24 protein-coding genes are annotated in these 23,429 nt (G+C 64.9%); 11 read left to right on the top strand and 13 right to left on the bottom strand.

Features of this window, described 5'->3' with window-relative positions; all coding sequences use genetic code 11:
• The first annotated feature begins 38 nt into the window (after window positions 1–38).
• From rodA to ACIP21_RS18885, 8 genes are all read left to right on the top strand, one after another.
• On the top strand, window positions 39–1,142 hold the full coding sequence (rodA, locus tag ACIP21_RS18920) for a rod shape-determining protein RodA (RefSeq protein WP_400690918.1): 1,104 nt from the start codon (window positions 39–41) through the stop codon (window positions 1,140–1,142).
• Window positions 1,143–1,159: 17 nt separating this feature from the next.
• On the top strand, window positions 1,160–2,170 hold the full coding sequence (gene mltB / locus ACIP21_RS18915; protein WP_400690575.1) for a lytic murein transglycosylase B: 1,011 nt from the start codon (window positions 1,160–1,162) through the stop codon (window positions 2,168–2,170).
• Window positions 2,170–3,177, top strand: coding sequence for a septal ring lytic transglycosylase RlpA family protein (locus ACIP21_RS18910; RefSeq protein WP_400690572.1), 1,008 nt, complete (start codon window positions 2,170–2,172; stop codon window positions 3,175–3,177). Before mltB ends, ACIP21_RS18910 begins: the two co-directional genes overlap by 1 nt.
• 227 nt (window positions 3,178–3,404) lie before the next feature.
• A complete protein-coding gene (locus ACIP21_RS18905; protein WP_400690569.1) occupies window positions 3,405–4,565 on the top strand; it encodes a D-alanyl-D-alanine carboxypeptidase family protein in 1,161 nt (386 codons plus the stop codon).
• 75 nt (window positions 4,566–4,640) lie between these two features.
• Entirely contained in the window at window positions 4,641–4,916 is a 276-nt protein-coding gene (locus ACIP21_RS18900) for a DUF493 domain-containing protein (RefSeq protein ID WP_028632752.1), read from the top strand.
• On the top strand, window positions 4,916–5,563 hold the full coding sequence (gene lipB / locus ACIP21_RS18895) for a lipoyl(octanoyl) transferase LipB (RefSeq protein WP_400690566.1): 648 nt from the start codon (window positions 4,916–4,918) through the stop codon (window positions 5,561–5,563). Before ACIP21_RS18900 ends, lipB begins: the two co-directional genes overlap by 1 nt.
• Window positions 5,564–5,565: 2 nt before the next feature.
• Window positions 5,566–6,582, top strand: a complete 1,017-nt coding sequence (gene lipA, locus ACIP21_RS18890) for a lipoyl synthase (RefSeq protein WP_400690563.1) — start codon at window positions 5,566–5,568, stop codon at window positions 6,580–6,582.
• Window positions 6,583–6,666: 84 nt separating this feature from the next.
• On the top strand, window positions 6,667–7,605 hold the full coding sequence (locus tag ACIP21_RS18885) for an LD-carboxypeptidase (protein WP_400690560.1): 939 nt from the start codon (window positions 6,667–6,669) through the stop codon (window positions 7,603–7,605).
• Window positions 7,606–7,719: 114 nt separating this feature from the next.
• Here the strand turns inward: ACIP21_RS18885 and ACIP21_RS18880 are convergent, their stop codons facing one another.
• From ACIP21_RS18880 to leuS, 5 genes are all read right to left on the bottom strand, one after another.
• Window positions 7,720–9,036, bottom strand: coding sequence for a lytic murein transglycosylase (locus tag ACIP21_RS18880; protein ID WP_400690557.1), 1,317 nt, complete (start codon window positions 9,034–9,036; stop codon window positions 7,720–7,722).
• Between the two features lie 60 nt (window positions 9,037–9,096).
• Window positions 9,097–9,261, bottom strand: a complete 165-nt coding sequence (arfA, locus tag ACIP21_RS18875) for an alternative ribosome rescue factor ArfA (RefSeq protein ID WP_400690554.1) — start codon at window positions 9,259–9,261, stop codon at window positions 9,097–9,099.
• Window positions 9,262–9,465: 204 nt separating this feature from the next.
• Window positions 9,466–10,503, bottom strand: coding sequence for a DNA polymerase III subunit delta (holA, locus tag ACIP21_RS18870; protein ID WP_400690551.1), 1,038 nt, complete (start codon window positions 10,501–10,503; stop codon window positions 9,466–9,468).
• 37 nt (window positions 10,504–10,540) lie between these two features.
• Entirely contained in the window at window positions 10,541–11,146 is a 606-nt protein-coding gene (gene lptE / locus ACIP21_RS18865) for an LPS assembly lipoprotein LptE (protein ID WP_400690548.1), read from the bottom strand.
• 61 nt (window positions 11,147–11,207) lie between these two features.
• Window positions 11,208–13,814: a leucine--tRNA ligase gene (gene leuS, locus ACIP21_RS18860; RefSeq protein ID WP_400690545.1), complete on the bottom strand. Its 2,607-nt coding sequence runs from the start codon at window positions 13,812–13,814 to the stop codon at window positions 11,208–11,210.
• A gap of 229 nt (window positions 13,815–14,043) precedes the next feature.
• Between leuS and ACIP21_RS18855 the strand changes: the two genes are divergently transcribed.
• On the top strand, window positions 14,044–14,358 hold the full coding sequence (locus tag ACIP21_RS18855; RefSeq protein WP_400690542.1) for a hypothetical protein: 315 nt from the start codon (window positions 14,044–14,046) through the stop codon (window positions 14,356–14,358).
• A 131-nt stretch (window positions 14,359–14,489) separates the two neighbouring features.
• Window positions 14,490–15,251: a YdcF family protein gene (locus ACIP21_RS18850; RefSeq protein ID WP_400690539.1), complete on the top strand. Its 762-nt coding sequence runs from the start codon at window positions 14,490–14,492 to the stop codon at window positions 15,249–15,251.
• 126 nt (window positions 15,252–15,377) lie between these two features.
• Here ACIP21_RS18850 and lnt read toward each other — a convergent pair whose 3' ends face one another.
• The 4 genes from lnt to ACIP21_RS18830 are packed head-to-tail and all read right to left on the bottom strand — an operon-like array spanning window position 15,378 to window position 19,233.
• On the bottom strand, window positions 15,378–16,895 hold the full coding sequence (lnt, locus tag ACIP21_RS18845) for an apolipoprotein N-acyltransferase (RefSeq protein ID WP_400690536.1): 1,518 nt from the start codon (window positions 16,893–16,895) through the stop codon (window positions 15,378–15,380).
• Between the two features lie 8 nt (window positions 16,896–16,903).
• Window positions 16,904–17,743, bottom strand: a complete 840-nt coding sequence (locus ACIP21_RS18840) for an HlyC/CorC family transporter (RefSeq protein ID WP_400690533.1) — start codon at window positions 17,741–17,743, stop codon at window positions 16,904–16,906.
• A 25-nt stretch (window positions 17,744–17,768) separates the two neighbouring features.
• Window positions 17,769–18,242, bottom strand: a complete 474-nt coding sequence (ybeY, locus tag ACIP21_RS18835) for an rRNA maturation RNase YbeY (protein ID WP_400690530.1) — start codon at window positions 18,240–18,242, stop codon at window positions 17,769–17,771.
• Entirely contained in the window at window positions 18,235–19,233 is a 999-nt protein-coding gene (locus tag ACIP21_RS18830; protein WP_400690527.1) for a PhoH family protein, read from the bottom strand. The genes ybeY and ACIP21_RS18830 overlap by 8 nt, the downstream gene beginning before the upstream one ends.
• Before the next feature lie 247 nt (window positions 19,234–19,480).
• Here ACIP21_RS18830 and ACIP21_RS18825 point away from each other — a divergent pair, with 247 nt between their 5' ends.
• A complete protein-coding gene (locus ACIP21_RS18825; RefSeq protein ID WP_016393488.1) occupies window positions 19,481–19,807 on the top strand; it encodes a DUF1820 family protein in 327 nt (108 codons plus the stop codon).
• Window positions 19,808–19,813: 6 nt separating this feature from the next.
• Here ACIP21_RS18825 and ACIP21_RS18820 read toward each other — a convergent pair whose 3' ends face one another.
• From ACIP21_RS18820 to ACIP21_RS18805, 4 genes are all read right to left on the bottom strand, one after another.
• Entirely contained in the window at window positions 19,814–20,359 is a 546-nt protein-coding gene (locus ACIP21_RS18820) for a tetratricopeptide repeat protein (protein ID WP_400690525.1), read from the bottom strand.
• A 234-nt stretch (window positions 20,360–20,593) separates the two neighbouring features.
• On the bottom strand, window positions 20,594–21,877 hold the full coding sequence (gene hemL / locus ACIP21_RS18815) for a glutamate-1-semialdehyde 2,1-aminomutase (RefSeq protein WP_400690523.1): 1,284 nt from the start codon (window positions 21,875–21,877) through the stop codon (window positions 20,594–20,596).
• Between the two features lie 17 nt (window positions 21,878–21,894).
• Entirely contained in the window at window positions 21,895–22,518 is a 624-nt protein-coding gene (gene thiE, locus ACIP21_RS18810) for a thiamine phosphate synthase (RefSeq protein WP_400690520.1), read from the bottom strand.
• Between the two features lie 13 nt (window positions 22,519–22,531).
• Window positions 22,532–23,329: a hydroxymethylpyrimidine/phosphomethylpyrimidine kinase gene (locus tag ACIP21_RS18805; RefSeq protein WP_400690517.1), complete on the bottom strand. Its 798-nt coding sequence runs from the start codon at window positions 23,327–23,329 to the stop codon at window positions 22,532–22,534.
• Window positions 23,330–23,429: the final 100 nt, after the last annotated feature.

Below are 23,429 nucleotides of genomic sequence, written 5' to 3'. Positions count from 1 at the left end.
AAAACAATTTCGATCGCATGCTCTCCAGCGAGGACGTGATGCGGCGGCGCGCCAGCTTTCTGCAGCGCATCCACATCGACGGCCCCTTGCTGGTCATCCTGCTGACCCTCGCGGCCGGCAGCCTGTTCGTGCTCTATTCGGCCAGCGGCAAGAACTGGGACCTGCTGCTCAAGCAGGCCACCTCGTTCGGCATCGGCCTGGTGTCGATGTTCGTCATCGCCCAGCTCGAACCCCGCTTCATGGCACGCTGGGTACCCCTGGCCTACCTGGTCGGGGTATTCCTGCTGGTGGTGGTGGACGTCATGGGCCACAACGCCATGGGCGCCACACGCTGGATCAACATCCCCGGGGTGATCCGCTTCCAGCCCTCGGAATTCCTCAAGATCATCATGCCGGCGACCATCGCCTGGTACCTGTCCAAGCGCACCTTGCCGCCGCACCTGAAACACGTGGCAATAAGCCTGATATTGATCGGCGTGCCGTTCATTCTTATCGTGCGCCAACCGGACCTGGGCACGGCGCTGCTGATTCTCGCGTCCGGTGCGTTCGTGCTGTTCATGGGCGGGCTGCGCTGGCGCTGGATCCTCAGCGTGCTGGCGGCGACCGTGCCGGTGGCGGTGGCGATGTGGTTCTTCGTGATGCACGACTACCAGAAGCAGCGGGTACTGACCTTCCTCGACCCGGAAAGCGACCCGTTGGGCACCGGCTGGAACATCATCCAGTCCAAGGCCGCGATCGGCTCCGGCGGGGTGTTCGGCAAGGGCTGGCTGCTCGGTACCCAGTCGCACCTGGACTTCCTGCCCGAGAGCCACACCGACTTCATCATTGCCGTGCTCGGCGAGGAATTCGGCCTGGTCGGCATCTGCCTGCTGCTGATCGTCTACCTGCTGCTGATCGGCCGTGGGCTGATGATCACCGCGCAGGCGCAGACCCTGTTCGGCAAGCTGCTGGCGGGCAGCCTGACCATGACCTTCTTTGTGTACGTGTTCGTCAATATCGGGATGGTCAGTGGCCTGCTGCCCGTGGTGGGCGTGCCGCTGCCCTTCATCAGCTATGGCGGAACTTCGTTGGTGACGCTGCTGTCAGCGTTTGGCGTTCTGATGTCGATCCACACGCACCGCAAGTGGATTGCACAGGTTTGAAAAAGGTGAAGAATTTCATGCAAGCAGTGCGTAACTGGGCTGCCCGTTGTGCGCCGTGGATCGGCGCGGTGGGCCTGTTCGGCGCTGTACAGCTGGCCCAGGCCGGCGACTACGACGGCTCGCCGAAGGTGACCGAATTCGTTCTCCAGATGAGCCGCGACTACGGCTTTGCCCCCGAGCAATTGAACGGTGTGTTCCGCGAGGTACAGCGCAAGCAGTCGATCCTCGACGCCATTTCGCGCCCGGCCGAACGGGTCAAGCCGTGGAAAGAATACCGGCCGATGTTCATCACCGACGCGCGCATCGCCCGTGGTGTGGACTTCTGGCGCCAGCACGAGGCGGTACTGGCGCGTGCCGAGCAGGCCTATGGCGTGCCGGCGCAGTACATCGTCGCGATCATAGGCGTGGAAACCTTCTTTGGCCGCAACACCGGCAACTACCGGGTGCTCGATGCCTTGTCGACCCTGGCCTTCGATTACCCGCCGCGTGCCGAATTCTTCCGCAAGGAGCTGCGTGAATTCCTGTTGCTGGCCCGTGACGAGCAGGTCGACCCACTCACCCTCAAGGGCTCCTACGCCGGCGCCATGGGCCTGCCGCAGTTCATGCCGAGCAGCTTCCGCAATTACGCGGTGGACTTCGACAATGACGGCCACATCAACATCTGGAACAACCCCGACGATGCCATCGGCAGCGTTGCCAGCTACTTCAAGCGCCATGGCTGGGTGGCCGGCGAGGGCGTGGTCAGCCGCGCCCAGGTCGGTGGCGCGCGGGTCGACGAGGGCGTGACCAGCGGCATCGAGCCGGTGAAGACGGTCGGGGAGTTGCGGGCGCTGGGCTGGTCGAGCCATGATGCGTTGCGCGATGATCTGCCGGTGACCGCCTTCCGCCTGGAAGGCGCCAACGGCCCCGAGTACTGGATGGGCCTGAAGAACTTCTACGCGATCACTCGCTACAACCGCAGCGTGATGTATGCCATGGCGGTGCATCAGCTTGCCGAACAGCTGGTCCAGGTACGGGGTGTCAAGTAATGCGCGCAATCTTCTCTGCCAACACCTGCAAGCTGCTGACCTGCATGACCGTCGGCATGCTGCTGGTCAGCTGTTCTTCCAGCCGCCCGACCTCCCAGGGCAGCGGTAGCGGTAACGTGGTCCGCGCGCAGCCTGGCCTGGACATCAACCGGGCGCACAAGGACGGCGCGCCGTGGTGGGACGTGGACGTCAACAAGATCCCCGACGCCACGCCGACCCTGCACACTGGCGCCTACAAGGCCAACCCGTACACCGTGCTGGGCAAGACCTACTACCCGATGCAGGACGCGCGCAACTACCGCGCCGAAGGTACCGCGTCGTGGTACGGCACCAAGTTCCACGGGCAGAACACCGCCAACGGCGAGCTCTACGACCTGTACGGCATGAGCGCGGCGCACAAGACCCTGCCGCTGCCGGCCTACGTGCGGGTGACCAACCTGGCCAACGGCCGCAGCGTGATCCTGCGGGTCAACGACCGTGGCCCGTTCTACTCCGACCGCATCATCGACCTGTCCTACGCCGCGGCGAAGAAGCTCGGTTACGCCGAGATCGGCACCGCCCATGTGCGTGTCGAGGGTATCGACCCGCAGCAGTGGTGGGCGCAGAAGGGTCAGCAGCCGCCGCTGATGCTCAAGGAACCCCAGGTCGCCCAGACCCAGGCGGTCCCGGCCAGCACCGGCCGCGTCGAGCAGTGGACGCCGCCACCGCAGCAGCATGCGGCGCCGGTGGTGCCGGTGCAGGTGGGCGGCGGCAACGTGCCGGCCGGCGGTGCTGGCAACGTGCTCCAGGTGGGCGCCTTCGCCAACCCGGATGCCGCCGAACTGCTGCGCTCCAAGCTCAGCACCATGGTCAGCGCGCCGGTGTTCATCAGCTCCATCGTGCGTAACCAGCAGACCCTGCACCGCGTGCGCCTGGGGCCGTTCAACAGCCAGGGCGAGATCCAGCAGGCGCAGAACAGCATTCGCCTGGCGAACCTTGGGCAGGCCAAGCTGGTCACAGCTGACTGACCGCGTCGCCTGCTTCGCGGGCAAGCCCGCTCCCACAGGGCTACACGAAACTGTCGGTTTTGTCATGAATTGTCGAACGCGGGCATGTACACTGTTCGCTTTTGCCCGCAGCGACATCAGGTCGCACTTTGCAGGCCAGGCCCACGGCCATAAAACTAGACTGACTGGCGCTGGGCACACGATGTGGCCCAGGGAACATCAGACCATTAGCGATTTTCGAGAGACGGATGAACATCACCAACCTTGCCAAACGACTTTGCCTGCCCGTACTGCTGATGCTCACGCCTGCTGCCTTCGCAGCAGAGCAGATGATGCCTGCACCTCCGCAGCTGGCCGCCAAGTCCTACGTACTCATGGACGCGTCCAGCGGCAACGTGCTGGTCGAGAACAACGGTGACGAGCGCCTGCCGCCAGCCAGCCTGACCAAGCTGATGACCGCCTACATCGCCACCGTCGACATCCGTCGTGGCCAGATCGGCGAGAACGACCCGGTCACCGTCAGCGAAAACGCCTGGCGCACCGGTGGTTCGCGCATGTTCATCAAGGTCGGCAGCCAGGTCACCGTCAGCGACCTGCTGCACGGCATCATCATCCAGTCGGGCAACGATGCCTCGGTTGCCCTGTCCGAGCACATCGCCGGCAGCGAAGACGCCTTCGCCGACATGATGAACAAGACCGCTGCCGAACTGGGCATGTCCAACAGCCACTTCATGAACCCGACCGGCCTGCCGAACCCGGAGCACTACTCCTCGGCCCACGACATGGCCCTGCTGGCCCGCGCGATCATCACCATCGACCCGGCCCACTACGCCATCTACTCGCAGAAAGAGTTCTTCTGGAACAACATCAAGCAGCCTAACCGCAACCTGCTGCTGTGGCGCGACAAGACCGTCGACGGCCTGAAGACCGGCCACACCGAGGAAGCCGGCTACTGCATGGTGGCTTCGGCCGTACGTGATGGCCAGCGCCTGATCGCCGTGGTGTTCGGCACCAACAGCGAGCAGGCCCGCGCCGCCGAGACCCAGAAGCTGCTGACCTACGGCTTCCGTTTCTTCGAAACCCAGACCTTCTACCAGAAGGGCACCGAGCTGACCCAGGCTCCCGTCTGGAAGGGCGCCACCAGCCAAGTGAAGGCTGGCCTGGCCAACGACCTGACCATGACTATGCCTAAAGGCCAATTGAAGCGCCTCCAGGCTTCGATGACCATGAACCCGCAGCTCACCGCACCGATCGCCAAAGGTGACGTGATCGGCAAAGTGGAAGTCAAACTGGACGAGCAAGTGGTTCACAGCGCCGACCTGATCGCCCTCGATGGCGTCGAGGAAGGTGGTTTCTTCCGCCGTATGTGGGATAGCATCCGTCTGTTCTTCTACGGGTTGTTCAACTGATAACGTGACCTGCCACGCCCCCGCCGATACTGCGGGGGCGTCGTTGTTGCCACGGCTTACGAGGCCGTTTCCGCCATGAGCGAACCTGACGTCAAGTCGCACAAGATCGAATTCCCCTGCGCCGATTACCCGATCAAGGTCATCGGCGACACCGTTGTCGGCTTCAAGGACACGGTGATCGAGATCCTCAGCAAGTACGCCAAGGTCGACCTTTCCACCCTGGCCGAGCGCCAGAGCAAGGAAGGCAAGTACACCACCGTGCAACTGCACATCGTGGCCGAAAGCGAAAACCAGCTGCACGACATCAACAGTGCCCTGCGTGCCACCGGCATCGTGAAAATGGTGCTCTGATGGCCCTGCGTCTCGGTGTCCGCGAGCTTGGCCTGCAGCCCTATGAACCGGTGCTGGAGGCCATGCGTCGCTTCACCGAGCAACGCAGCCCGGACAGCCAGGACGAAGTCTGGCTGGTCGAGCACCCCGCGGTCTTCACCCAGGGCCAGGCCGGCAAGGCCGAGCACCTGCTGGTGCCGGGCGACATCCCGGTGGTGCAGACCGACCGCGGTGGCCAGGTGACCTACCATGGCCCCGGGCAGCTGGTGGCCTACCTGCTGCTGGACGTGCGCCGCCTGGGCTTCGGCGTGCGCGAGCTGGTCAGCCGCATCGAACAGACGCTGATCGACCTGCTCGCCAGCTACGGCGTCGATGCCGCGGCCAAGCCCGATGCGCCGGGTGTCTATGTCGACGGAGCGAAAATCGCCTCCCTCGGCCTGCGAATCCGCAACGGCCGCTCTTTCCACGGCCTTGCTCTGAACGTGGACATGGACCTTGCGCCATTCCGCCGAATCAACCCCTGCGGGTATGCGGGGCTGGCCATGACCCAGCTGCGCGACCTGGCAGGCCCGATCGAACTCGACGAGGTCAGGACAAGGCTGCGCGGACAGCTGGTCAGGCACCTCGACTATGCTGAGCAGACGACCCTTACGGGCGGAATCGACTGAATATGACAACTGTGCAAGAAGCCGTGCCGAACCTGATACCTACCCAGGATGCCACCCCGCGCCCAGCGCCGAAGAAAGTGGAAGCTGGGGTAAAACTGCGTGGCGCCGAAAAGGTCGCGCGCATCCCGGTGAAGATCATCCCCACCGACGAGCTGCCGAAGAAGCCTGACTGGATCCGCGTGCGCATTCCGGTCTCGCCGGAGGTCGACCGCATCAAGCAGCTGCTGCGCAAGCACAAGCTGCACAGCGTGTGCGAAGAGGCATCCTGCCCGAACCTGGGCGAGTGCTTCTCCGGTGGCACCGCGACCTTCATGATCATGGGTGACATCTGCACCCGTCGTTGCCCGTTCTGCGACGTCGGCCACGGCCGGCCGAAGCCGCTGGACCTGGACGAGCCGAAGAACCTCGCCGTGGCCATCGCCGACCTGCGCCTGAAGTACGTGGTGATCACTTCGGTGGACCGCGACGACCTGCGTGACGGCGGTGCCCAGCACTTCGCCGACTGCATTCGCGAGATCCGCGCGCTGTCGCCGGGCGTGCAACTGGAGACCCTGGTTCCGGACTACCGTGGCCGCATGGACGTCGCCCTGGAAATCACCGCGCAGACGCCGCCGGACGTGTTCAACCACAACCTCGAGACCGTACCGCGCCTGTACAAGGCCGCGCGTCCGGGATCGGACTACGACTGGTCGCTGGACCTGCTGCAGAAGTTCAAGCAGATGGTCCCGCACGTGCCGACCAAATCGGGCCTGATGCTGGGCCTGGGCGAAACCGACGAGGAAGTGATCGAGGTGATGCACCGCATGCGCGAGCACGACATCGACATGCTGACCCTCGGCCAGTACCTGCAGCCCTCGCGCAGCCACCTGCCGGTGCAGCGTTTCGTCCATCCGGACACCTTCGCCTGGTTCGCCGAGGAAGGCTACAAGATGGGCTTCAAGAACGTTGCCTCCGGCCCGCTGGTGCGCTCGTCGTACCACGCCGACCAACAGGCTCACGAAGCCAAGATCAAGCTCTGATCCGGGCGTGAGCCGAACATGCCGATGCGCGCCGAGAGGCGGCATCGGCATTTTTGTTTATGCTGTGCTTGATAAGGAGCCGCGATGAACTGTGCCGAAACCCTCGAATCCCGTTTGCCCAGAGCGCTGGCGGACAATGCCTGCTTCGCCATCGTCGCCCCGGCTGGCCCCGCGCGGCTGGACGCACAGAAGGCCAGCCTGTGGTTCGCCGAGCGTGGCTACCGTTGCTGCATCTACCCGGGTGCCCAGCAAGCGGAGGGCTACCTGGCGGGTTCCGATGAGGTGCGCCTGGCTGACCTGCATGCGGCGTTCGCAGACCCCGAAATCGACGCGATCCTGTGCATGCGCGGCGGCTACGGCAGCATGCGCCTGCTCGACCGGCTCGACTTCGAGCTGATCCGTCGCAATCCCAAGCCGTTGATCGGCTACAGCGACATCACCGCGCTGCACATGGCGATCTACGCGCACACCGGGCTGATCACCTTCCACGGTGCGATGCTCAATGCCGACCTGCTGGGGGCCAAGCTGCAGCCGACCGAAGCGTCGCTGCTGGCCCAATTGGGTGGGCACCTGGGGGAGGGCGATGCAATCGTCCATCCGGCCCAGTTCGCGTTGAACTGCGTGGTACCCGGGGTGGCCAGCGGGCGCTTGCTGGGCGGTAACCTGTCGATGCTGGGGGCGACCATGGGGACTGTGGCGCAAATCGATACCCAGGGCTGCATCCTGTTCATCGAAGACGTCAACGAGCCGCTTTACCGGGTGGACCGGTTGCTGACCCAACTGCGCCTGGCGGGCAAGCTGGAGGGCATCAAGGGCGTGCTGGTGGGGGATTTTGCCGGGATCACGGTCGCGGCGCTGGCGCCTTTGCTGGAGGAGATCTTTGGGCCGCTGGGCGTGCCGGTGCTGGCCGGATGGCGCAGCGGGCATTGTGATCCGAATGTGTGTCTGCCGATGGGGGCCATGGTTCGGCTGGACAGTGAGAAGCAGACATTGGTGCTGGGGCAGGATTTGTTCAGGGCTTGAGATTGTCGGGGCTGCTTTGCAGCCCTTTCGCGACACAAGGCCGCTCCTACAGTGCGCGACGCTTGTAGGAGCGGCCTTGTGTCGCGAAAGGGGCGCAAAGCGCCCCCGGCACCCTCAAGGCCTACGCAAGCTCTCAAGCAGCTTGTGCGTAGGATACCCATCCGCCGGCCACCCCAGCCCCTGCTGGGCATTGCGAATCGCCTTGCGGGTATTCGCGCCGATGATGCCATCCGGGTTCCCCGCCTCATGCCCGCTGGCATTCAACAGGTTCTGCAACTCCATCCGCTCGCTGCGGCTCAACGGCAGGTCTTCCTTCGGCCAGCTGCCAGCGATGAAACCCCACCCCGAGAACCGATCACCCAGCAGGCTCACCGCCAGCGCATAGGACGACGAATTGTTGTACTTGAGGATCGCGCGGAAGTTGTCCAGCACCAGGAACGCCGGGCCGCGAGCACCTGCTGGCAACAGCAGTGCAGCCGACAGCTGGTTGCTGCCCGCCGGCAGCTGGGTGCCTGCCGGCAGCTTCACGCCCATCTGCAGCCACTCAGAGACCGGTTTGCGCAGCGAACCGTCGGCAAGCCAATAGTCGAAGCCGTCCGGGACCTGCACCTCGAAGCCCCAGGGTTGGCCACGCTTCCAGCCCGAGCTTTGCAGGTAGTGCGCGGTCGAGGCCAGGGCGTCGGGAGTGCTGTTCCAGATATCGCGGCGGCCGTCACCGTCGAAGTCCACCGCATGGGTGTTGTAGGTGGTCGGGATGAACTGGGTCTGGCCCATGGCGCCAGCCCACGAGCCACGCATGGCCTCGGGCTGGATATCGCCGTGCTGGATGATCTGCAAGGCGGCGATCAGCTGGTCCTGGGCGAACTGCGGGCGGCGGCCTTCGTAGGCCAGGGTGGCCAGCGAGCGGATCACCGACTTGCTGCCCTGGAACTGGCCGAAGTTGCTCTCCATGCCCCATACCGACACCAGTGCCTGGCGATCGACGCCATAGCGCTGTTCTATGCGGCTCAGCAGCTCGGCGTTCTGCTCCAGCAGTTTCTTGCCGTTGCGCACGCGCAGGGGCGACAGTGCGCCGTCGAGGTATTCCCACACCGGGCGGGTGAATTCTGGTTGGCTGCGGTCGGCCTTGATCACATCCATGTCCGGTGTCACGCCGAGGAATGCGCGGTCGAAGGTGCTCGGCGAAATGCCGGCCTGCAGTGCCTGCTGGCGGAAATTGGCCTGCCATTGGGCGAAGGTCTGCAGAGGCTGGATTTCAGTGCTGACGTCGGGCGTGGCGCTGGGCAGGGTCACGACCGGAGCGGGCTGGGCGGGAGCCAGCGGCAGGGCGTCGGCGGCGGTGGGTTTTTCCGCGCAGGCGACGAGCAGGATGAAGCTGGAGGCCGCGAGCAGCTGACGGGAATTCCAACGGGGGAGGAGACTCAAGGGCATGCACAGATCCAGAATTTCAGGTCAGGTGCCGACCATATCATGCCTGCGCTTGCGATGCTTTCATGCGGCCAAAAAGTAACAAGCCTCCCAATCTCTCGATTGGAAGGCTTCGCGGCGGTAGCTGCCTTTGCCCTTGTTCGGTTGTTCCTGTCGGCAGCGGAACAGCGGTTGGGCAACGATGGACTTGGCCTTGTTGGGGCCGTGCTTTTTTGGCTTCTTGCGCATGGCGGGGTTCCCGGTTGGGGTGGATTTCGGGGCGGACTTTAGGGCTTGGCGCGGGGCAGGGCCAATTGATTGTGTTTATGGCGAGTATCTTGGGAGCGGTGAGATCCCTTGTGGGAGCGGGCTTGCCCGCGAATCAAGCAACGCGGTGGATGGCACCGGCCAAGCCGGTGTTCGCGGGCAAGCCCGCTCCCACAGGGATCCCCGTTATTCTGGGGGCAGCACCAGGCGCTGCCCGGCCATCAACAGCGCCAACCGCGACAACCCGGTCCAGGGCGAACCTTCGGCCTGCCCCTTGATCTGCGCGTCGATACGCTGGGCATCTTGCAGCAACTGCGCCCAGCGCTGCGCCGAGAGGCGCTGCAGGGCCTTGCTGACCAGGGGCCGGCGCTTGTCCCACACTGGCGGCCGGGCCTGGCTGAAGGCCTTGTCCAGCGGCACGCCCTGGGCGAACTGCTGGGCCAGGCCCGCCAGCAGGCGCAGCTCGCGGGCCAGCGCCCAGAGAATCACCGGCGGCTCCACACCCTCGCCGCGCAGCCCTTCAAGCATGCGCAGGGCGTGGGCGGCCTCGCCGTTGAGAATGGCATCGACCAGGCCGAACACATCGAAACGCGCACTGTCGGCCACTGCCGACTGCACCGTTTCAACGGTGATCTGGTTGCCTTCGGCAAGCAGCTTGAGCTTTTCGATTTCCTGGGCGGCCGCCAGCAGGTTGCCTTCGACCCGTGCCGCGATCAGGTCGACCGCGTCACGCTGGGCCGAGAGCCCGGCCTGGGACAGGCGCTGGTTGATCCATTGCGGCAACTGCTGGGCATCCACCGGCCAGATCTGGATGAACTGGCAGTGGGCGCCGTCGATCAGAGCCTTGCCCCACTTGGTCTTCTGCGCACTGCCATCGAGCTTGGGCAGGCTGATCAGCAGCAAGGTGTCTTCGGCAGGGTTGGCGCAGTATTCCATCAATGCCGCCGCGCCCTTGTCGCCAGGCTTGCCCGACGGCAGGCGCAACTCCAGAAGGCGGCGCTGGGCGAACAGCGACAGGCTGGCGCCGGCCTGGAGCAGGGTGCCCCAGTCGAAGTTGGCGTCGGCGCTGAACACCTGGCGTTCGTCGAAGCCTTGCCGGCGAGCCGTGTTGCGGATGGCGTCGGCGGCTTCCTGGCACAGCAGCGGGTCGTCGCCGCTGACCACGTAGACCGGAGCGAGGGCGCCTTGCAGGTGCTTGTTGAGTTGGGCGGGGGCGAGCTTCATGGGAAACGGCCGGGGCACCGAAGTGCCCCGTGCGGGCTCAGTTGCCCGGGATTTCCAGCGGCGACTGCTGCGGCGTTTCCGCCTGCTGGCGGCGCGCGGCCTCCAGTGCGTCGGCTTCGGCCTTGGCGCGGGCGTCGGCCTTGCGCTGCAGTTCGTCCAGTTGCGACGGGCTCAGCAGTTGCAGGCGGGCGACCATCGACTGTACCAGCTCACGGCGCATTTCTTCGCGGGTACGGCTGGCATCCTGATCGGAACCGGTGACGTTGGAGCCGTCACGCACGTAGGTCTTGCGCACTTCCACCTTGTCGCTGAGCAGTTCCAGCTTGTTGCTGCCCTGGATGCTGTAGTTCAGGGTGGTGAACAGCTCGTACTCGGCGGCGCGGTTACCGCCGGTGTAGCTTGCCGAACGCTCGGTTTCCTGTTCGTTGGTCAGCACCAGATGGTATGGCGCGCCTGCGTGCACGTTGACGCCGCTACGCTGCAGGACCTGGCGCAATTGCACCACGGTCTGGCCATAGGCGTTGCGCGCGCTGACGTCCATTTCCTTGACGCTCAGCGTGTTGGTACCCGTACCGCGCAGCTGGAAACCGCAGGCGCTGAGCATCACGGCCAGGCCCATTACCAGCAGATTGCGTTTGATCATGTTGTTGCTCCCTTGTGGGCCGATTACGCCCGCCCGCATCAGCTGCGGGCGGGCGCTGCCATCAGTTGGCGACGATGTTGACCAGCTTGCCCGGTACCACGATGACCTTGCGGATGGTCAGGCCATCGATGAAGCGCAGGACATTTTCGTTGCTGCGGGCGGCGGCTTCGATTTCCTCGCGGCTGGCGGCGGCAGGCATTTCCACCTGGCCACGCAGCTTGCCGTTGACCTGGACCACCAGGGTGATGCTGTCCTGCACCAGGGCGCCTTCGTCGACGGCCGGCCAGCCGGCGTCGATCACCGCCTGATCGTGGCCCAGCTGCTTCCACAGCTCGTGGGAGATGTGCGGGGTGATCGGTGCCAGCAGCAGGGTCACGGCTTCCAGGCCTTCCTGCAGCAGGGCGCGGTCCTGGGCGGTGGCTTGCGGGGCCTTTTCCAGCACGTTCATCACGGTCATCACCTGGGCGATGGCGGTGTTGAACTTGTGGAACTGGCCCACGTCGGTGCTGGCCTGCTTGATCGCGGCGTGGATGGCGCGGCGCACGACCTTCTGCGCATCGTCCAGGGCGGCGATATCCAGCTTGCCCGGCAGACCCTGGGCAACATGGGCCTGGGCCAGGCGCCAGACGCGACGCAGGAAGCGGCTGGCACCCTCGACGCCGGAGTCGGACCACTCCAGGCTCGCGTCGGGCGGCGAGGCGAACATCATGAACAGGCGGCAGGTGTCGGCGCCGTACTGGTCGATCATCGACTGCGGGTCGACACCGTTGTTCTTCGACTTCGACATCTTCTCGGTGCCGCCGATTTCCACCGGCAGGCCGTCGGTCTTCAGGCGCGCGCCGATGATCTTGGCCTTGGCATCGCGCTCGATCTCGACGTCGGCCGGGTTGAACCAGTCCTTGCCGCCATTGCTGGCCACGCGGTAGTAGGTTTCGGCAACGACCATGCCCTGGGTCAGCAGGTTCTTGAACGGCTCGTTGGAGGTCACCAGGCCTTCGTCACGCATCAGCTTGTGGAAGAAGCGCGCGTACAGCAGGTGCAGGATGGCGTGCTCGATACCACCGATGTACTGGTCGACCGGCAGCCAGTGGTTGGCCGCTTTCGGGTCGACCATGCCACCCTCGTAGTTCGGCGAGGCGTAGCGGGCGAAGTACCAGGACGATTCCACGAAGGTGTCCATGGTGTCGGTTTCGCGCTTGGCCGCGGTGCCGCATTTCGGGCAGCTGCAGTCGTAGAATTCGGGCATGCGCGCCAGCGGCGAGCCGGCGCCGTCCGGCACCACGTTCTCCGGCAGGGTGACCGGCAGCTGGTCTTCCGGCACCGGCACGTCGCCGCAGGACGGGCAGTGGATGATCGGGATCGGGCAGCCCCAGTAGCGTTGGCGGCTGATGCCCCAGTCGCGCAGGCGGAACTGGGTGCGCGACTTGCCGAGTTCCTTGCGGATCAGCGCCGCTTCCATGGCGTCGAAGGCGCCGGCGAAGTCCAGGCCGTCGAACTCGCCGGAGTTGATCAGTTGGCCATGTTCGCCATAGGCGTCCTGCCACTCGCTGCCGACTTCGTCGCCAGCACTGGTGCGCACCACGGCCTTGACCGGCAGGTTGTACTTGTGGGCGAACTCGAAATCGCGCTCGTCGTGGGCCGGCACGGCCATCACGGCGCCATCGCCGTAGTGCATCAGCACGTAGTTGGCGACCCACACCGGCAGCTTCTCGCCGGTCAGCGGGTGCTGCACGAACAGGGAAGTGGGCATGCCCTTCTTCTCCTGGGTGGCCATGTCGGCCTCGGCGACGCTGCCGCTCTTGCATTCGTCGATGAACGCCTGCAGCGCCGGGTTGCCCTGGGCGGCCTGGGTGGCCAGCGGGTGCTCGGCGGCGACGGCGACGTAGGTGGCGCCCATCAGGGTGTCGGCACGGGTGGTGAACACCTTCAGGGTGCCTTCGTGGCCGATGCTGGCCTGGTCGTACGGGAACTGCACTTCCATGCCGCGCGACTTGCCGATCCAGTTGCGCTGCATGGTCTTGACCTGCTCAGGCCAGCCCGGCAGCTCGTCGAGGCTTTCCAGCAGCTCGTCGGCGTAGTCGGTGATGCGGAAGTAGTACATCGGGATTTCGCGCTTCTCGATCAGCGCGCCCGAACGCCAGCCGCGGCCGTCGATGACCTGCTCGTTGGCCAGTACGGTCTGGTCCGCCGGGTCCCAGTTCACGGTCCCGTTCTTGCGGTAGATGATGCCTTTCTCGAACAGGCGGGTGAACAGCCACTGTTCCCAGCGGTAGTAGTCCGGCTTGCAGGTGGTGACTTCACGTGCCCAGTCGATGGCCAGGCCCAAGCTCTTGAGCTGGGTCTTCATGTAGTCGATGTTTTCGTACGTCCACTTGGCCGGGGCGACGTTGTTCTTCATCGCCGCGTTTTCCGCGGGCATGCCGAAGGCGTCCCAGCCCATCGGCTGCAGGACGTTCTTGCCCAGCATGCGCTGGTAGCGGGCAATCACGTCGCCGATGGTGTAGTTGCGCACGTGGCCCATGTGTAGCTTGCCGCTCGGGTACGGGAACATCGACAGGCAGTAGTAGGTGTCCTTGCCTGGCTGTTCGGTAACAGCGAACGATTGTTGCTCGTCCCAGAAGTTCTGGGCGGCGGCTTCGATATCACGGGGCGTGTATTGTTCGTGCATGGCTACTTTTTGCTGAGAGAGAAGAGACCTTGTTCCAGGCAGCGGAACCTCGCTGCGTCCGGCACTCCGGTGTCGTTTTAGAGTGAACGCCGTAGCATACAGCAGCGCCGCGCATCGTGGGAAACCCTGATTGCGAATGCCCGCTGGTCGCGGCGCCCGGCTGCTTTTTGCAACGACGCTAAGCTCAGGTGTGGGGGGAGATATTCTTTATCTTCAATGAGGTGAACGGATGGGAGAGACGCAGCTACCTGCAATTAAACCGGAGCTTTACGAACGCCTGATCGACCGTCTTGGTCTGGCACTGGAAAGCGCCAGAACCTCGGTGCGATTGCGCGACGAGATGCCAGCCGAGCTGGAGTTGCGCGGCCTGAGCCACGCAGAGTTCGAAGTGATCAAGGCCTACCTGGAGTCCCTCCCGGAACGCCGCAATGCCTGTGCCGCCAGTATTCCACCAGCGGAGCCGACATCAGCCAAGATCATCTGGCTCAAAGACAAGAGACGCCCCGCCACCACGGCGAGACCCCGGACGCTGCCGCATCGCTAGCCGTTCAGGACGCCAGGCGCAGGCCATCGCGCGCCGGTATTCATTACACATCCCTTGACCGACGCCGGCCACCTACTTGTTGACCGGCGTCGATCCACATAGGCTGCACGCCTTCCATGGAGGTGTGGCCGATGCCGATCCGATTCTTCATCAAACAATGGCTGATGCCGCCCGGCATCCTCTTTCTGTTGCTGCTCGCGGCCTGGTGGCTGCGTGCCCGGCGCCCGCGCCTGGCGGCGCTGTGCTTCGTGGCGGGCCTCGCTGGCCTGTGGCTGATGAGCCTGCCGCTGGTGGTGCAGCAGACCGCTCGGGCGCTGGAAAGCGAGCCGGCGCTGGCAGTGGCCGATTGGGCCGGGCTGGCTTCCCGGGCGGACGCGATCGTGGTGCTTGGCGCCGGGCGCGAGCGTGGCGACCTGGCCTGGGGCGGTGCCGACCAGCCCTCGGCCACGGCCCTTGAGCGCATGCGCTTTGCCGCGCACCTGGCCAAGGCGTCGGGCTTGCCGGTGCTGACCAGCGGCGGGCTGCACTACGGCACGCCGCCGAGCGAGGCGCAGTTGATGGCGGAGCGCTTGCAGGAAGACTTTGGCGTCCCGGTGAAATGGCAGGAAGGGGCCAGCCGTACCACTTGGGAGAATGCCCAGCTCAGTGCCCAGGTGCTGCAGCCGCTGGGGATTCGCCGGGTGGTGGTGGTGACCCAGGCGTGGCACATGCCGCGCTCGCGCTGGAGCTTCGAGCAGGCGGGGTTCGAAGTGGTGCCGGCGCCGGTGGGGTTCCTCGGCCGGGACCATGCGCGGCCGTTCGGTGGGTTGCTGCCGGAGAGCCGGGCCCTGTGGCAGAGCGGGCAGCTGTTCAATGAGCTGGTGGGGTTGCTGGGGTATCGGCTTTTCTACTGAGCTTTGGGTTGCCTGTTCCGGCCTCTTCGCGGGTAAACCCGCTCCCACAGGATTTATGCAGCCCTGGAGGCTTGCACAGTACCTGTGGGAGCGGGTTCACCCGCGAAGAGGCCGGAACAGGAATACTCAGACCGTCCTGGCTATCCGCCCAGCCAGCAACGCCCACCCCAGCAGCAGCACGCAGAGAATCGCCAGCGGCCACGACCGCCACTGCAGATAAGGTGTCAATTGCTGCATCGGCACCACTTCCCCATACAGCACCGCGCGCTGGAACTGCGGCACTTCGGCGGTAATCCTGCCAAACGGGTCGATCAGCGCGGTCACGCCGTTGTTGGTGGCGCGGATCATCCAGCGACCGGCCTCCAGCGCCCGCATCTGCGCCATCTGCAGGTGCTGCAGCGGGCCGATCGAGGTGCCGAACCAGGTGTCGTTGCTGATGGTCAGCAGCAGGTCGCTGCGCGCCGCAAGGCTGGCGGCGAATTCCGGGTAGACCACTTCGTAGCAGATGAACGGTGCAATCTGGTAGCCCTTGGCTTGCAGCAGCGGCTGGTCCTCGGGGCCGCGGGCGAAGTCCGACATCGGCAGGTTGAAGAATTCGATCAGGCCGCGAAGCATGTCCTGCAGGGGCACGTACTCGCCAAAGGGCACCAGCTTCTGCTTGAGGTAGGTGCCGTCGCCTTCGCCGGCCACGGTAACGCCGTTGTAGTAGCGACGCTGGCGATGCACGATCTCGCGCACCGGCACGCCGGTGATCAAGGCCGAATGGCGGTCGGCGGCGAAGCGGCCCATCACGTCGATATAGCCCTGGGCCTGGTCCTTGAGGATCGGCACCGCGGTTTCCGGCCACACCAGCAGGTCGACGGGCCTGGAGCTGAAGCTCATGTCGCGGTACAGCGCCAGTTGCGCATCGATGTGCGCCGGGTCCCATTTCACTTCCTGCTCGACGTTGCCTTGCAGCGCCGCGACCTTCAGCGGATCGCCGGCCGGCCTGGTCCAGGCGTGGCCCTTGAGCGCCAGGCCGAGGACCCACGGCGCCAGCAGCAGGACCACGCCCACGGCCAGGAACGACGGGCGCGCGCGCAGGCGATGCAGGTTGCACAGCAAGGCGGCGCTCAGCGCCAGGGCAAACGATACCAACCACACGCCGCCCAGCGGGGCCAGGCCCGCCAGCGGGCCGTCGAGTTGGCTGTAGCCGGCGTAGAGCCAGGGGAAGCCGGTCAGGAACCAGCCACGGAAGGCTTCTTGCAGCAGCCACAAGGCGGCAAAGCACAGGGCATCGGCCAGGGGCGCCTCGTTGCGTCGCAGCCAGCGTGCCCACAACCAGGTGGGCAGGGCGAAGAACCAGGCCAGGGCGGCGAAGAACGCCAGCAGCAAGGCGATCGCCAGCAGCGGCGAGGCGCCGCCGTAGGTGTTCATGCTGACGTAGATCCACCAGGTGCCGGCGCCGTACAGGCCGAAGCCGTACCACCAGCCGCGCCACATCGCCTGGCGCGGACTGAGCGCGCGCAGGCCGAGGTAGAGCACGGCGATGGACAGCAGCGCCAGCGGCCAGATGTCGAACGGCGCCAGGGCCAGGAGGGTCGATGCGCCGGCCGCCAGGGCCAGCAGGTTACCGGGCCAGCCGGGGCGGGTGAGCCAACGCATGTTTGTCCTTAGCGGGTGATCGGGGTCAGGCGCAACAAGTGTATCCGCCGGCTGTCGGCGTTGAGAATACGGAACTTGTAGGCGCCGATCTCGGTGGTTTCGTTGCGCTTGGGCAGGTGGCCGAAGGCGCTCATCACCAGGCCGCCCACGGTGTCGAACTCATCGTCCGAGAAGGTGCTGTCGAAGAACTCGTTGAAGTTGTCGATCGGCGTCAGCGCCTTGACCAGGAAGTCGCCGCTGGGCAGCGGCTTGATGTAGCTGTCTTCCTCGACATCGTGCTCGTCCTCGATGTCGCCGACGATCTGCTCGAGCACGTCCTCGATGGTCACCAGGCCCGCCACGCCGCCGTATTCGTCGATGACGATGGCCATGTGGTTGTGGTTGGCACGGAACTCGCGCAGCAGCACGTTCAGGCGCTTGGACTCCGGCACGAAAGTGGCCGGGCGCAGCAGGTCCTTGATGTTGAAGCTGTCGCCGTTCTCCTTGAGGATCAGCGGCAGCAGGTCCTTGGCCAGCAGGATCCCGAGCACATCGTCATGGCTTTCGCCGATCACCGGGTAGCGCGAGTGCGCGGCGTCGATGACCGCCGGCAGGAACTCGCGCGGCGATTGGGTCGCCTTGATGCTGATCATCTGCGAACGCGGGACCATGATGTCGCGCACCTGCAGGTCGGCGACCTGGATGGCGCCTTCGACGATGGTCAGCGCTTCGCTGTCGAGCAGCTTGTTCTGATGGGCTTCGCGCAGCAGCTCGAGGAGCTCCTGGCGGTTTTTCGGCTCATGGACAAAAGCCTGGGTCAGTTTACCCAGCCAGGACTTCTGCCCGTTGCTCGATCGATCTTCGCTCATGGCGGTTCTCGTGATCCTTCGTGTATCAGTGTGTAAGAGGTTCGTTTTCATCGTCGGCGTACGGGTCGGGGTGACCCAGTTCCGACAGCAAATCCCGTTCCAGTGCTTCCATTTCCTCGGCCTCATCGTCGTCGATGTGGTCGTAGCCGAGCAAATGCAGGCAGCCGTGGATGACCAGATGCGCCCAGTGGGCTTCCAGCGATTTGCCTTGTTCGGCGGCCTCGCGCTCGACCACCGGCACGCAGATCACCAGGTCGCCGAGCAGCGGGATGTCCAGCAGTTCGTCGGGCACCTCGGCCGGAAACGACAGCACGTTGGTCGCGTAGTCCTTGTGCCGGTAGGTGTGGTTGAGTTCGCGGCCTTCGGCTTCGTCGACCAGGCGGATGGTCATTTCCGAGTCGGCCGTGCGCTGGCGCAGGGCCAGCTCGCACCAGCGGCGGAAGGCGGCGTCATCCGGGGCGGCAGCGTCCGTGGCCCGTTGCAGGTCGAGTTCAAGCATCTTTGCCGGGCGCCTCGGGCTTGGCCTGGCGGGTTTCGAAGCGGTCGTAGGCCTCGACGATACGCTGCACCAGTGGGTGGCGAACCACATCTTTGGGTTGGAAGTGGGTGAAGCTGATGCCGGGCACGTCGCGCAGCACCTCGATCACGTGGGCCAGGCCCGACTTGGTGCCGCGTGGCAGGTCGACCTGGGTGATGTCACCGGTGATCACCGCGGTCGAGCCGAAGCCGATACGGGTGAGGAACATCTTCATCTGCTCGAGCGTGGTGTTCTGGCTCTCGTCGAGGATGATGAAGCTGTTGTTCAGGGTGCGGCCACGCATGTAGGCCAGCGGGGCGATCTCGATCACCTGGCGCTCGATCAGCTTGGCCACGTGTTCGAAGCCGAGCATCTCGTACAGGGCGTCGTACAGCGGGCGCAGGTACGGGTCGATCTTCTGCGCCAGGTCGCCGGGCAGGAAGCCGAGCTTTTCGCCCGCTTCCACTGCCGGGCGCACCAACAGGATGCGGCGCACCTGCTCGCGCTCCAGGGCATCGACGGCGCAGGCCACGGCCAGGTACGTCTTGCCGGTACCGGCCGGGCCGATGCCAAAGTTGATGTCGTTGGCGAGGATTTCCTTCACGTAGCGCTGCTGGTTGAGGCCGCGCGGGCGGATGTTGCCCTTGCGCGTGCGCAGCGACACGCTGACTTCGTTGACCGCCGGGTTGTCGATGTGCTCCACCGCCGACTCCTGCAGGTACAGGTGCACGGTTTCCGGCGACAGGTCGGTGGCCTTGGTCTCGCGATAGAGACGGCGCAGCAGCTGTTCCGCGGCACTGGTGGTCTTGGGTTCGCCGATCAGCTCGAATTGATTGCCGCGGTTGCGGATCTCGATGGCCAGGCGCTGTTCGATCAGGCGCAGGTGCTCGTCGAACTGGCCGCACAGGTTGGCGAAACGGTGGGCCTCGAAGGGTTCGAGGATGAAGCGATGGGGTTGTATGGGTGCGTTCAAGGTCGTTTTTAGCCGCTCGACGGCAATGAATGTGAACTCAAGAATAACCCTTGAACGGCAGTGGCGAAAGCACTGAAACGTTCAACGGTATGTACTGGCTGTTCCGGCCTCTTCGCGGGCAAGCCCGCTCCCACAAATTATCTGCAGGCCTTGGGGTGGTGCAGTCCCTGTGGGAGCGGGTTCACCCGCGAAGGGGCCGGAACAGGTATCATGCGCGCCTTTTCTTACGCATGTGTTATCCCCGGACATGAGCAAACGCGAACCCGCCATCTACAAAGTGATCTTCCTCAACCAGGGGCAGGTCTTCGAGATGTATGCCAAGCAGATCTACCAGAGCGACCTGTGGGGTTTCCTGGAGATCGAGGAATTCGTCTTCGGCGAACGCACCCAGGTGGTGGTCGACCCGAGCGAAGAGAAGCTCAAGAACCAGTTCGAAGGGGTGATCCGCAGTTTCGTGCCGATGCACTCGATCGTGCGCATCGATGAAGTGGAGCGCCTGGGCACGGCGAAGATCAGCGAGGCCAAGGGGGGCGGCAATGTCATGCCGTTCCCGATGCCGATGCCGGAGAAGTAGGCGAGGTCAGGGCAGCGGCGAGAACGGCGTGCGCCCTTCGGCGTTCTGCAGTTCCAGCAGGTATTTGCGGAAGATCTGGCCGAGCACCTGGGTGGCGTGTTCCAGCTCTTCGCGGGGCATCCGCTCGGTGACTTCGTCGGCCATGTCCAGCGCATCCTCGGCGCCGTTGACCGCGGCCATCTTCAGCAGGATGTAGGCCTGCACGTTGTTGGCCTTGACTCCTTCGCCACGGAAGAACATGGCGCCAAGGCGGTACTGGGCGTCGGCCTGGCCTTGCAAGGAGGCCTTCTCGAACCACTCCAGGGCCTTTTTCAGGTTTTTCGGTGTTTGCGTGTAGTAGTACTCGCCCAGCTCGTACTGTGCCTGGGCGTCCCCGGTCGCCGCCGTTGTCTCGCAGGCTTTCAGCGCATTCTGCAGGTCTTCTGGCTGAACATTGAGCGTGCAGCGCCCCGTTGCCGGAATCAGCAACGAGTTACCGCCCTCCGCCAGGGCCAGCAGGGGCTGAAGAAGCAACAGGCAGCCCAGGGTCAGGGCGCGGCCGGTGCGGTTCATGGGGATCGACATACCTCTGCAAAGCTACGGCCAAGGTCTCTGGTGGCACATTATGGGATAAGCAGCGCCAACCTTACAAAGTTTTACTCGAAATTATCCATTGAAGAAGCCTTTGTTAACTGCAAAGCACTTTTATTGCCTGTTCCGACCTCTTCGCGGGTAAACCCGCTCCCACAGGTATTCGCATCACCTGTGGGAGCGGGTTTACCCGCGAAGAGGCCGAAACAGGAATAATCATTTCAGTGCGGCAAACGCCTTTTCAGCCGCGTCCAGGGTGATCTGCAGCTCTTTCTCGCCATGGGCGATCGACGTGAAGCCCGCTTCGAAGGCGCTCGGCGCCAGGTACACGCCACCGTCGAGCATCAGGTGGAAGAAGCGCTTGAAGCGTTCAGCGTCGCTGGCCATCACGTCGTCGAAGGTGACGATGTCGTCGGCACCACTGAAATACAGGCCGAACATGGCTCCGGCTTGCGTGGTGACGAACGGCACGCCAGCGGCATCGGCGCGCTGTTGCAGGCCATCGAGCATACGGCTGGTGAAGGCGCTCAGCTCATCATGGAAGCCCGGACGGCTGATCAGCTTCAGGGTGGTCAGGCCGGCCGCCATGGCCAGCGGGTTGCCCGACAGGGTACCGGCTTGATAGACCGGGCCCAGCGGGGCAATGCAGCCCATGATTTCACGCTTGCCGCCGAAGCAGCCGACCGGCATGCCGCCACCGACGATCTTGCCGAAGGTCGACAGGTCCGGGGTGATGCCGTAGTAGCCTTGGGCGCCGCCCAGGGATACGCGGAAACCGGTCATCACTTCGTCGAAGATCAGCACCACGCCGTGCTTGTCGCATTGCTCGCGCAGGCCTTCGAGGAAACCCGGTGCCGGCGGCACGCAGTTCATGTTGCCGGCCACCGGCTCGACGATGATGCAGGCTACGGTCTGGCCGACGTCGGCCAGGGTCTTCTCGACTGCGGCGATGTCGTTGAACGGCAGGGTCAGGGTGTGCTTGGCGAAGTCTGCCGGCACGCCCGCCGAGCTCGGCACGCCCTGGGTCAGCAGGCCGGAACCGGCTTTCACCAGCAGGCTGTCGGAGTGGCCGTGGTAGCAGCCTTCGAACTTGATGATGGCATCGCGGCCGGTGTAGCCACGGGCCAGGCGGATGGCGCTCATGGTGGCCTCGGTGCCGGAGCTGACCATGCGCACCATTTCCATCGACGGCACCAGCGAGCAGACCAGGTCGGCCATCTCGGTTTCCATCGCGGTCGGCGCGCCGTAGGACAAACCGTGCTGCAGCTGGTTGCGCACGGCGTCGAGCACTTCCGGGTGGCCATGGCCGAGGATCATCGGGCCCCAGGAGCCGACGTAGTCGACGTAGCGCTTGTCATCCTCGTCGACGACGTAGGCGCCTTCGGCATGCTTGAAGAACAGCGGCGTGCCGCCGACGCTCTTGAAGGCACGGACCGGCGAGTTGACGCCGCCGGGGATGTGCTTCTGGGCTTGGGCGAACAGGGATTCGGAACGGGACATGGGATCTTCTCTCGAAATCAGGAAGCGAACAGGGCGTTGAAGGCGCGGGCGCGGCGGGTGACTTCCTGCGCGCTGTCGGCACCGAACAGGCCGTGGATCACCGCCAGCAGGTCGGCGCCATGGGCGACCAGCGGGGCGGCGTTGTCGAGGGTGATGCCGCCGATCACGGCGATCGGCAGTTTCACCTGGGCGCGGGCCTGTTCCAGCAGTTCGACGCTGGCGGCCGGCGCGCCCGGCTTGGTGACGGAATTGAAGAAGCGGCCGAAGGCCACGTAGCTGGCGCCTTCGCTGGCGGCCTGGGCGGCCAGGTCGAGGCTGGCGTGACAGGTGGAACCGATTATCGCCTGGCGGCCGAGCAGGGCGCGGGCCGGGGTCAGCGGGCCGTCGGTCTGGCCCAGGTGCACGCCGACGCCCAGGCGCGCGGCCAGCTCGGCGTCATCGTTGATGATCAGCTGGGTGCCATGGCGCTCGCAGAGCTTCATCAGCGCTTCGGCTTCGCGCAGCCGGCGGGCGGCGTCGTCGCTCTTGTCGCGGTACTGCAGCAGGCACACGCCGCCTTCCAGCGCGGCCTCGACGTGGGACAGGAAACGGCCGGCGAGCAGCTGGCTGTCGGTGATGGCGTACAGGCCGCGTAGCTTCATGAAAAGCCTCGTGTCAGGAGCAGAAATCCAGGGGCAGGCGGCGCGGGACGAACTGGCCCTTGCCCAGCTGCTCGGCGTCACGCAGGGTGCGCCAGGTGTAGTCGAGGGCGCTTTTCACCGCGCTCTGCAGTTGCTCGCCGAGCGCCAGGCGCCCGGCCAGGGCGCTGGCCAGGGTGCAGCCCGAGCCATGGTAGCTGCCTGGCAGGCGTTGGCAGGTCCAGGTGTGGAATTGGCCGTCGCGGCTGTACAGGCGATTGTGGATTTCGTCCTCGTCGCCGTGACCACCGGTGATCAGCAGGTGTCTACAGAACGGCAACAGTTTCTCGGCACACTCGTCGGCAGTGCCTTCGGGCAGTTCGGCGAGGATGCGTGCCTCGGGCAGGTTCGGCGTGGCGATGGTGGCCAGTGGCAGCAGGCGCTCGCGCACGGCGAAGCCGACCTCGTCCTTGCCCAGGCGGCCACCGCCGCCGGCGCGCAGCACAGGGTCGCAGACCAGCGGCAGGTGCGGATGGGCGGCCAGCAGTTCGGCGACGGTGTCGACCATGTCGATCGAACCGAGCATGCCGAGCTTGACCGCGGCGACCGTGGAGTCGGCCAGCACGGCGTTGGCCTGGGCCAGTACCCACTCGCGGTCGAGCACGCGGAAGTCGGTGACGTTGACGGTATCCTGCACGGTCAGGGCAGTCACGGCAGGCGCGGCGTGACAGCCTTGGGCGATCAGGGCTTCGATATCTGCCTGCAGGCCGGCGCCGCCACTTGGGTCGTGGCCGGAGAGACAGAGGACAACGGGGCGGGAGCTGTAGGTATTCATGGTCGGCGAGCTTACCACCAAACCTGTTTGCACGGATCGTCCTACAAGCGGGTTTTGTTGATCGACTGGTCAGAATTCGCTGTTGATGCCTACTGAAAGC

The organism is Pseudomonas sp. NPDC089401 (assembly GCF_044749485.1).
In the GTDB taxonomy this organism is placed as follows: Bacteria; Pseudomonadota; Gammaproteobacteria; order Pseudomonadales; family Pseudomonadaceae; genus Aquipseudomonas.
Note: the sequence above shows the minus strand (reverse complement) of the source record. Positions and strands in the feature narration are given on the sequence as shown.

What these genes read in the sequence shown, in the direction of transcription:
- rodA (WP_400690918.1), top strand. Translation starts at nt 39, where the DNA reads ATGCGGCGGCGCGCCAGCTTTCTGCAGCGCATCCACATCGACGGCCCC.
- ybeY (WP_400690530.1), bottom strand. Translation starts at nt 18,242, where the DNA reads ATGCTTGAACTCGACCTGCAACGGGCCACGGACGCTGCCGCCCCGGAT.
- ACIP21_RS18910 (WP_400690572.1), top strand. Translation starts at nt 2,170, where the DNA reads ATGCGCGCAATCTTCTCTGCCAACACCTGCAAGCTGCTGACCTGCATG.
- ACIP21_RS18825 (WP_016393488.1), top strand. Translation starts at nt 19,481, where the DNA reads ATGAGCAAACGCGAACCCGCCATCTACAAAGTGATCTTCCTCAACCAG.
- ACIP21_RS18840 (WP_400690533.1), bottom strand. Translation starts at nt 17,743, where the DNA reads ATGAGCGAAGATCGATCGAGCAACGGGCAGAAGTCCTGGCTGGGTAAA.
- hemL (WP_400690523.1), bottom strand. Translation starts at nt 21,877, where the DNA reads ATGTCCCGTTCCGAATCCCTGTTCGCCCAAGCCCAGAAGCACATCCCC.
- ACIP21_RS18900 (WP_028632752.1), top strand. Translation starts at nt 4,641, where the DNA reads ATGAGCGAACCTGACGTCAAGTCGCACAAGATCGAATTCCCCTGCGCC.
- arfA (WP_400690554.1), bottom strand. Translation starts at nt 9,261, where the DNA reads ATGCGCAAGAAGCCAAAAAAGCACGGCCCCAACAAGGCCAAGTCCATC.
- lptE (WP_400690548.1), bottom strand. Translation starts at nt 11,146, where the DNA reads ATGATCAAACGCAATCTGCTGGTAATGGGCCTGGCCGTGATGCTCAGC.
- lnt (WP_400690536.1), bottom strand. Translation starts at nt 16,895, where the DNA reads ATGCGTTGGCTCACCCGCCCCGGCTGGCCCGGTAACCTGCTGGCCCTG.
- holA (WP_400690551.1), bottom strand. Translation starts at nt 10,503, where the DNA reads ATGAAGCTCGCCCCCGCCCAACTCAACAAGCACCTGCAAGGCGCCCTC.
- ACIP21_RS18855 (WP_400690542.1), top strand. Translation starts at nt 14,044, where the DNA reads ATGGGAGAGACGCAGCTACCTGCAATTAAACCGGAGCTTTACGAACGC.
- ACIP21_RS18885 (WP_400690560.1), top strand. Translation starts at nt 6,667, where the DNA reads ATGAACTGTGCCGAAACCCTCGAATCCCGTTTGCCCAGAGCGCTGGCG.
- ACIP21_RS18880 (WP_400690557.1), bottom strand. Translation starts at nt 9,036, where the DNA reads ATGCCCTTGAGTCTCCTCCCCCGTTGGAATTCCCGTCAGCTGCTCGCG.
- ACIP21_RS18820 (WP_400690525.1), bottom strand. Translation starts at nt 20,359, where the DNA reads ATGAACCGCACCGGCCGCGCCCTGACCCTGGGCTGCCTGTTGCTTCTT.
- mltB (WP_400690575.1), top strand. Translation starts at nt 1,160, where the DNA reads ATGCAAGCAGTGCGTAACTGGGCTGCCCGTTGTGCGCCGTGGATCGGC.
- ACIP21_RS18905 (WP_400690569.1), top strand. Translation starts at nt 3,405, where the DNA reads ATGAACATCACCAACCTTGCCAAACGACTTTGCCTGCCCGTACTGCTG.
- lipB (WP_400690566.1), top strand. Translation starts at nt 4,916, where the DNA reads ATGGCCCTGCGTCTCGGTGTCCGCGAGCTTGGCCTGCAGCCCTATGAA.
- lipA (WP_400690563.1), top strand. Translation starts at nt 5,566, where the DNA reads ATGACAACTGTGCAAGAAGCCGTGCCGAACCTGATACCTACCCAGGAT.
- ACIP21_RS18805 (WP_400690517.1), bottom strand. Translation starts at nt 23,329, where the DNA reads ATGAATACCTACAGCTCCCGCCCCGTTGTCCTCTGTCTCTCCGGCCAC.
- ACIP21_RS18850 (WP_400690539.1), top strand. Translation starts at nt 14,490, where the DNA reads ATGCCGATCCGATTCTTCATCAAACAATGGCTGATGCCGCCCGGCATC.
- thiE (WP_400690520.1), bottom strand. Translation starts at nt 22,518, where the DNA reads ATGAAGCTACGCGGCCTGTACGCCATCACCGACAGCCAGCTGCTCGCC.
- leuS (WP_400690545.1), bottom strand. Translation starts at nt 13,814, where the DNA reads ATGCACGAACAATACACGCCCCGTGATATCGAAGCCGCCGCCCAGAAC.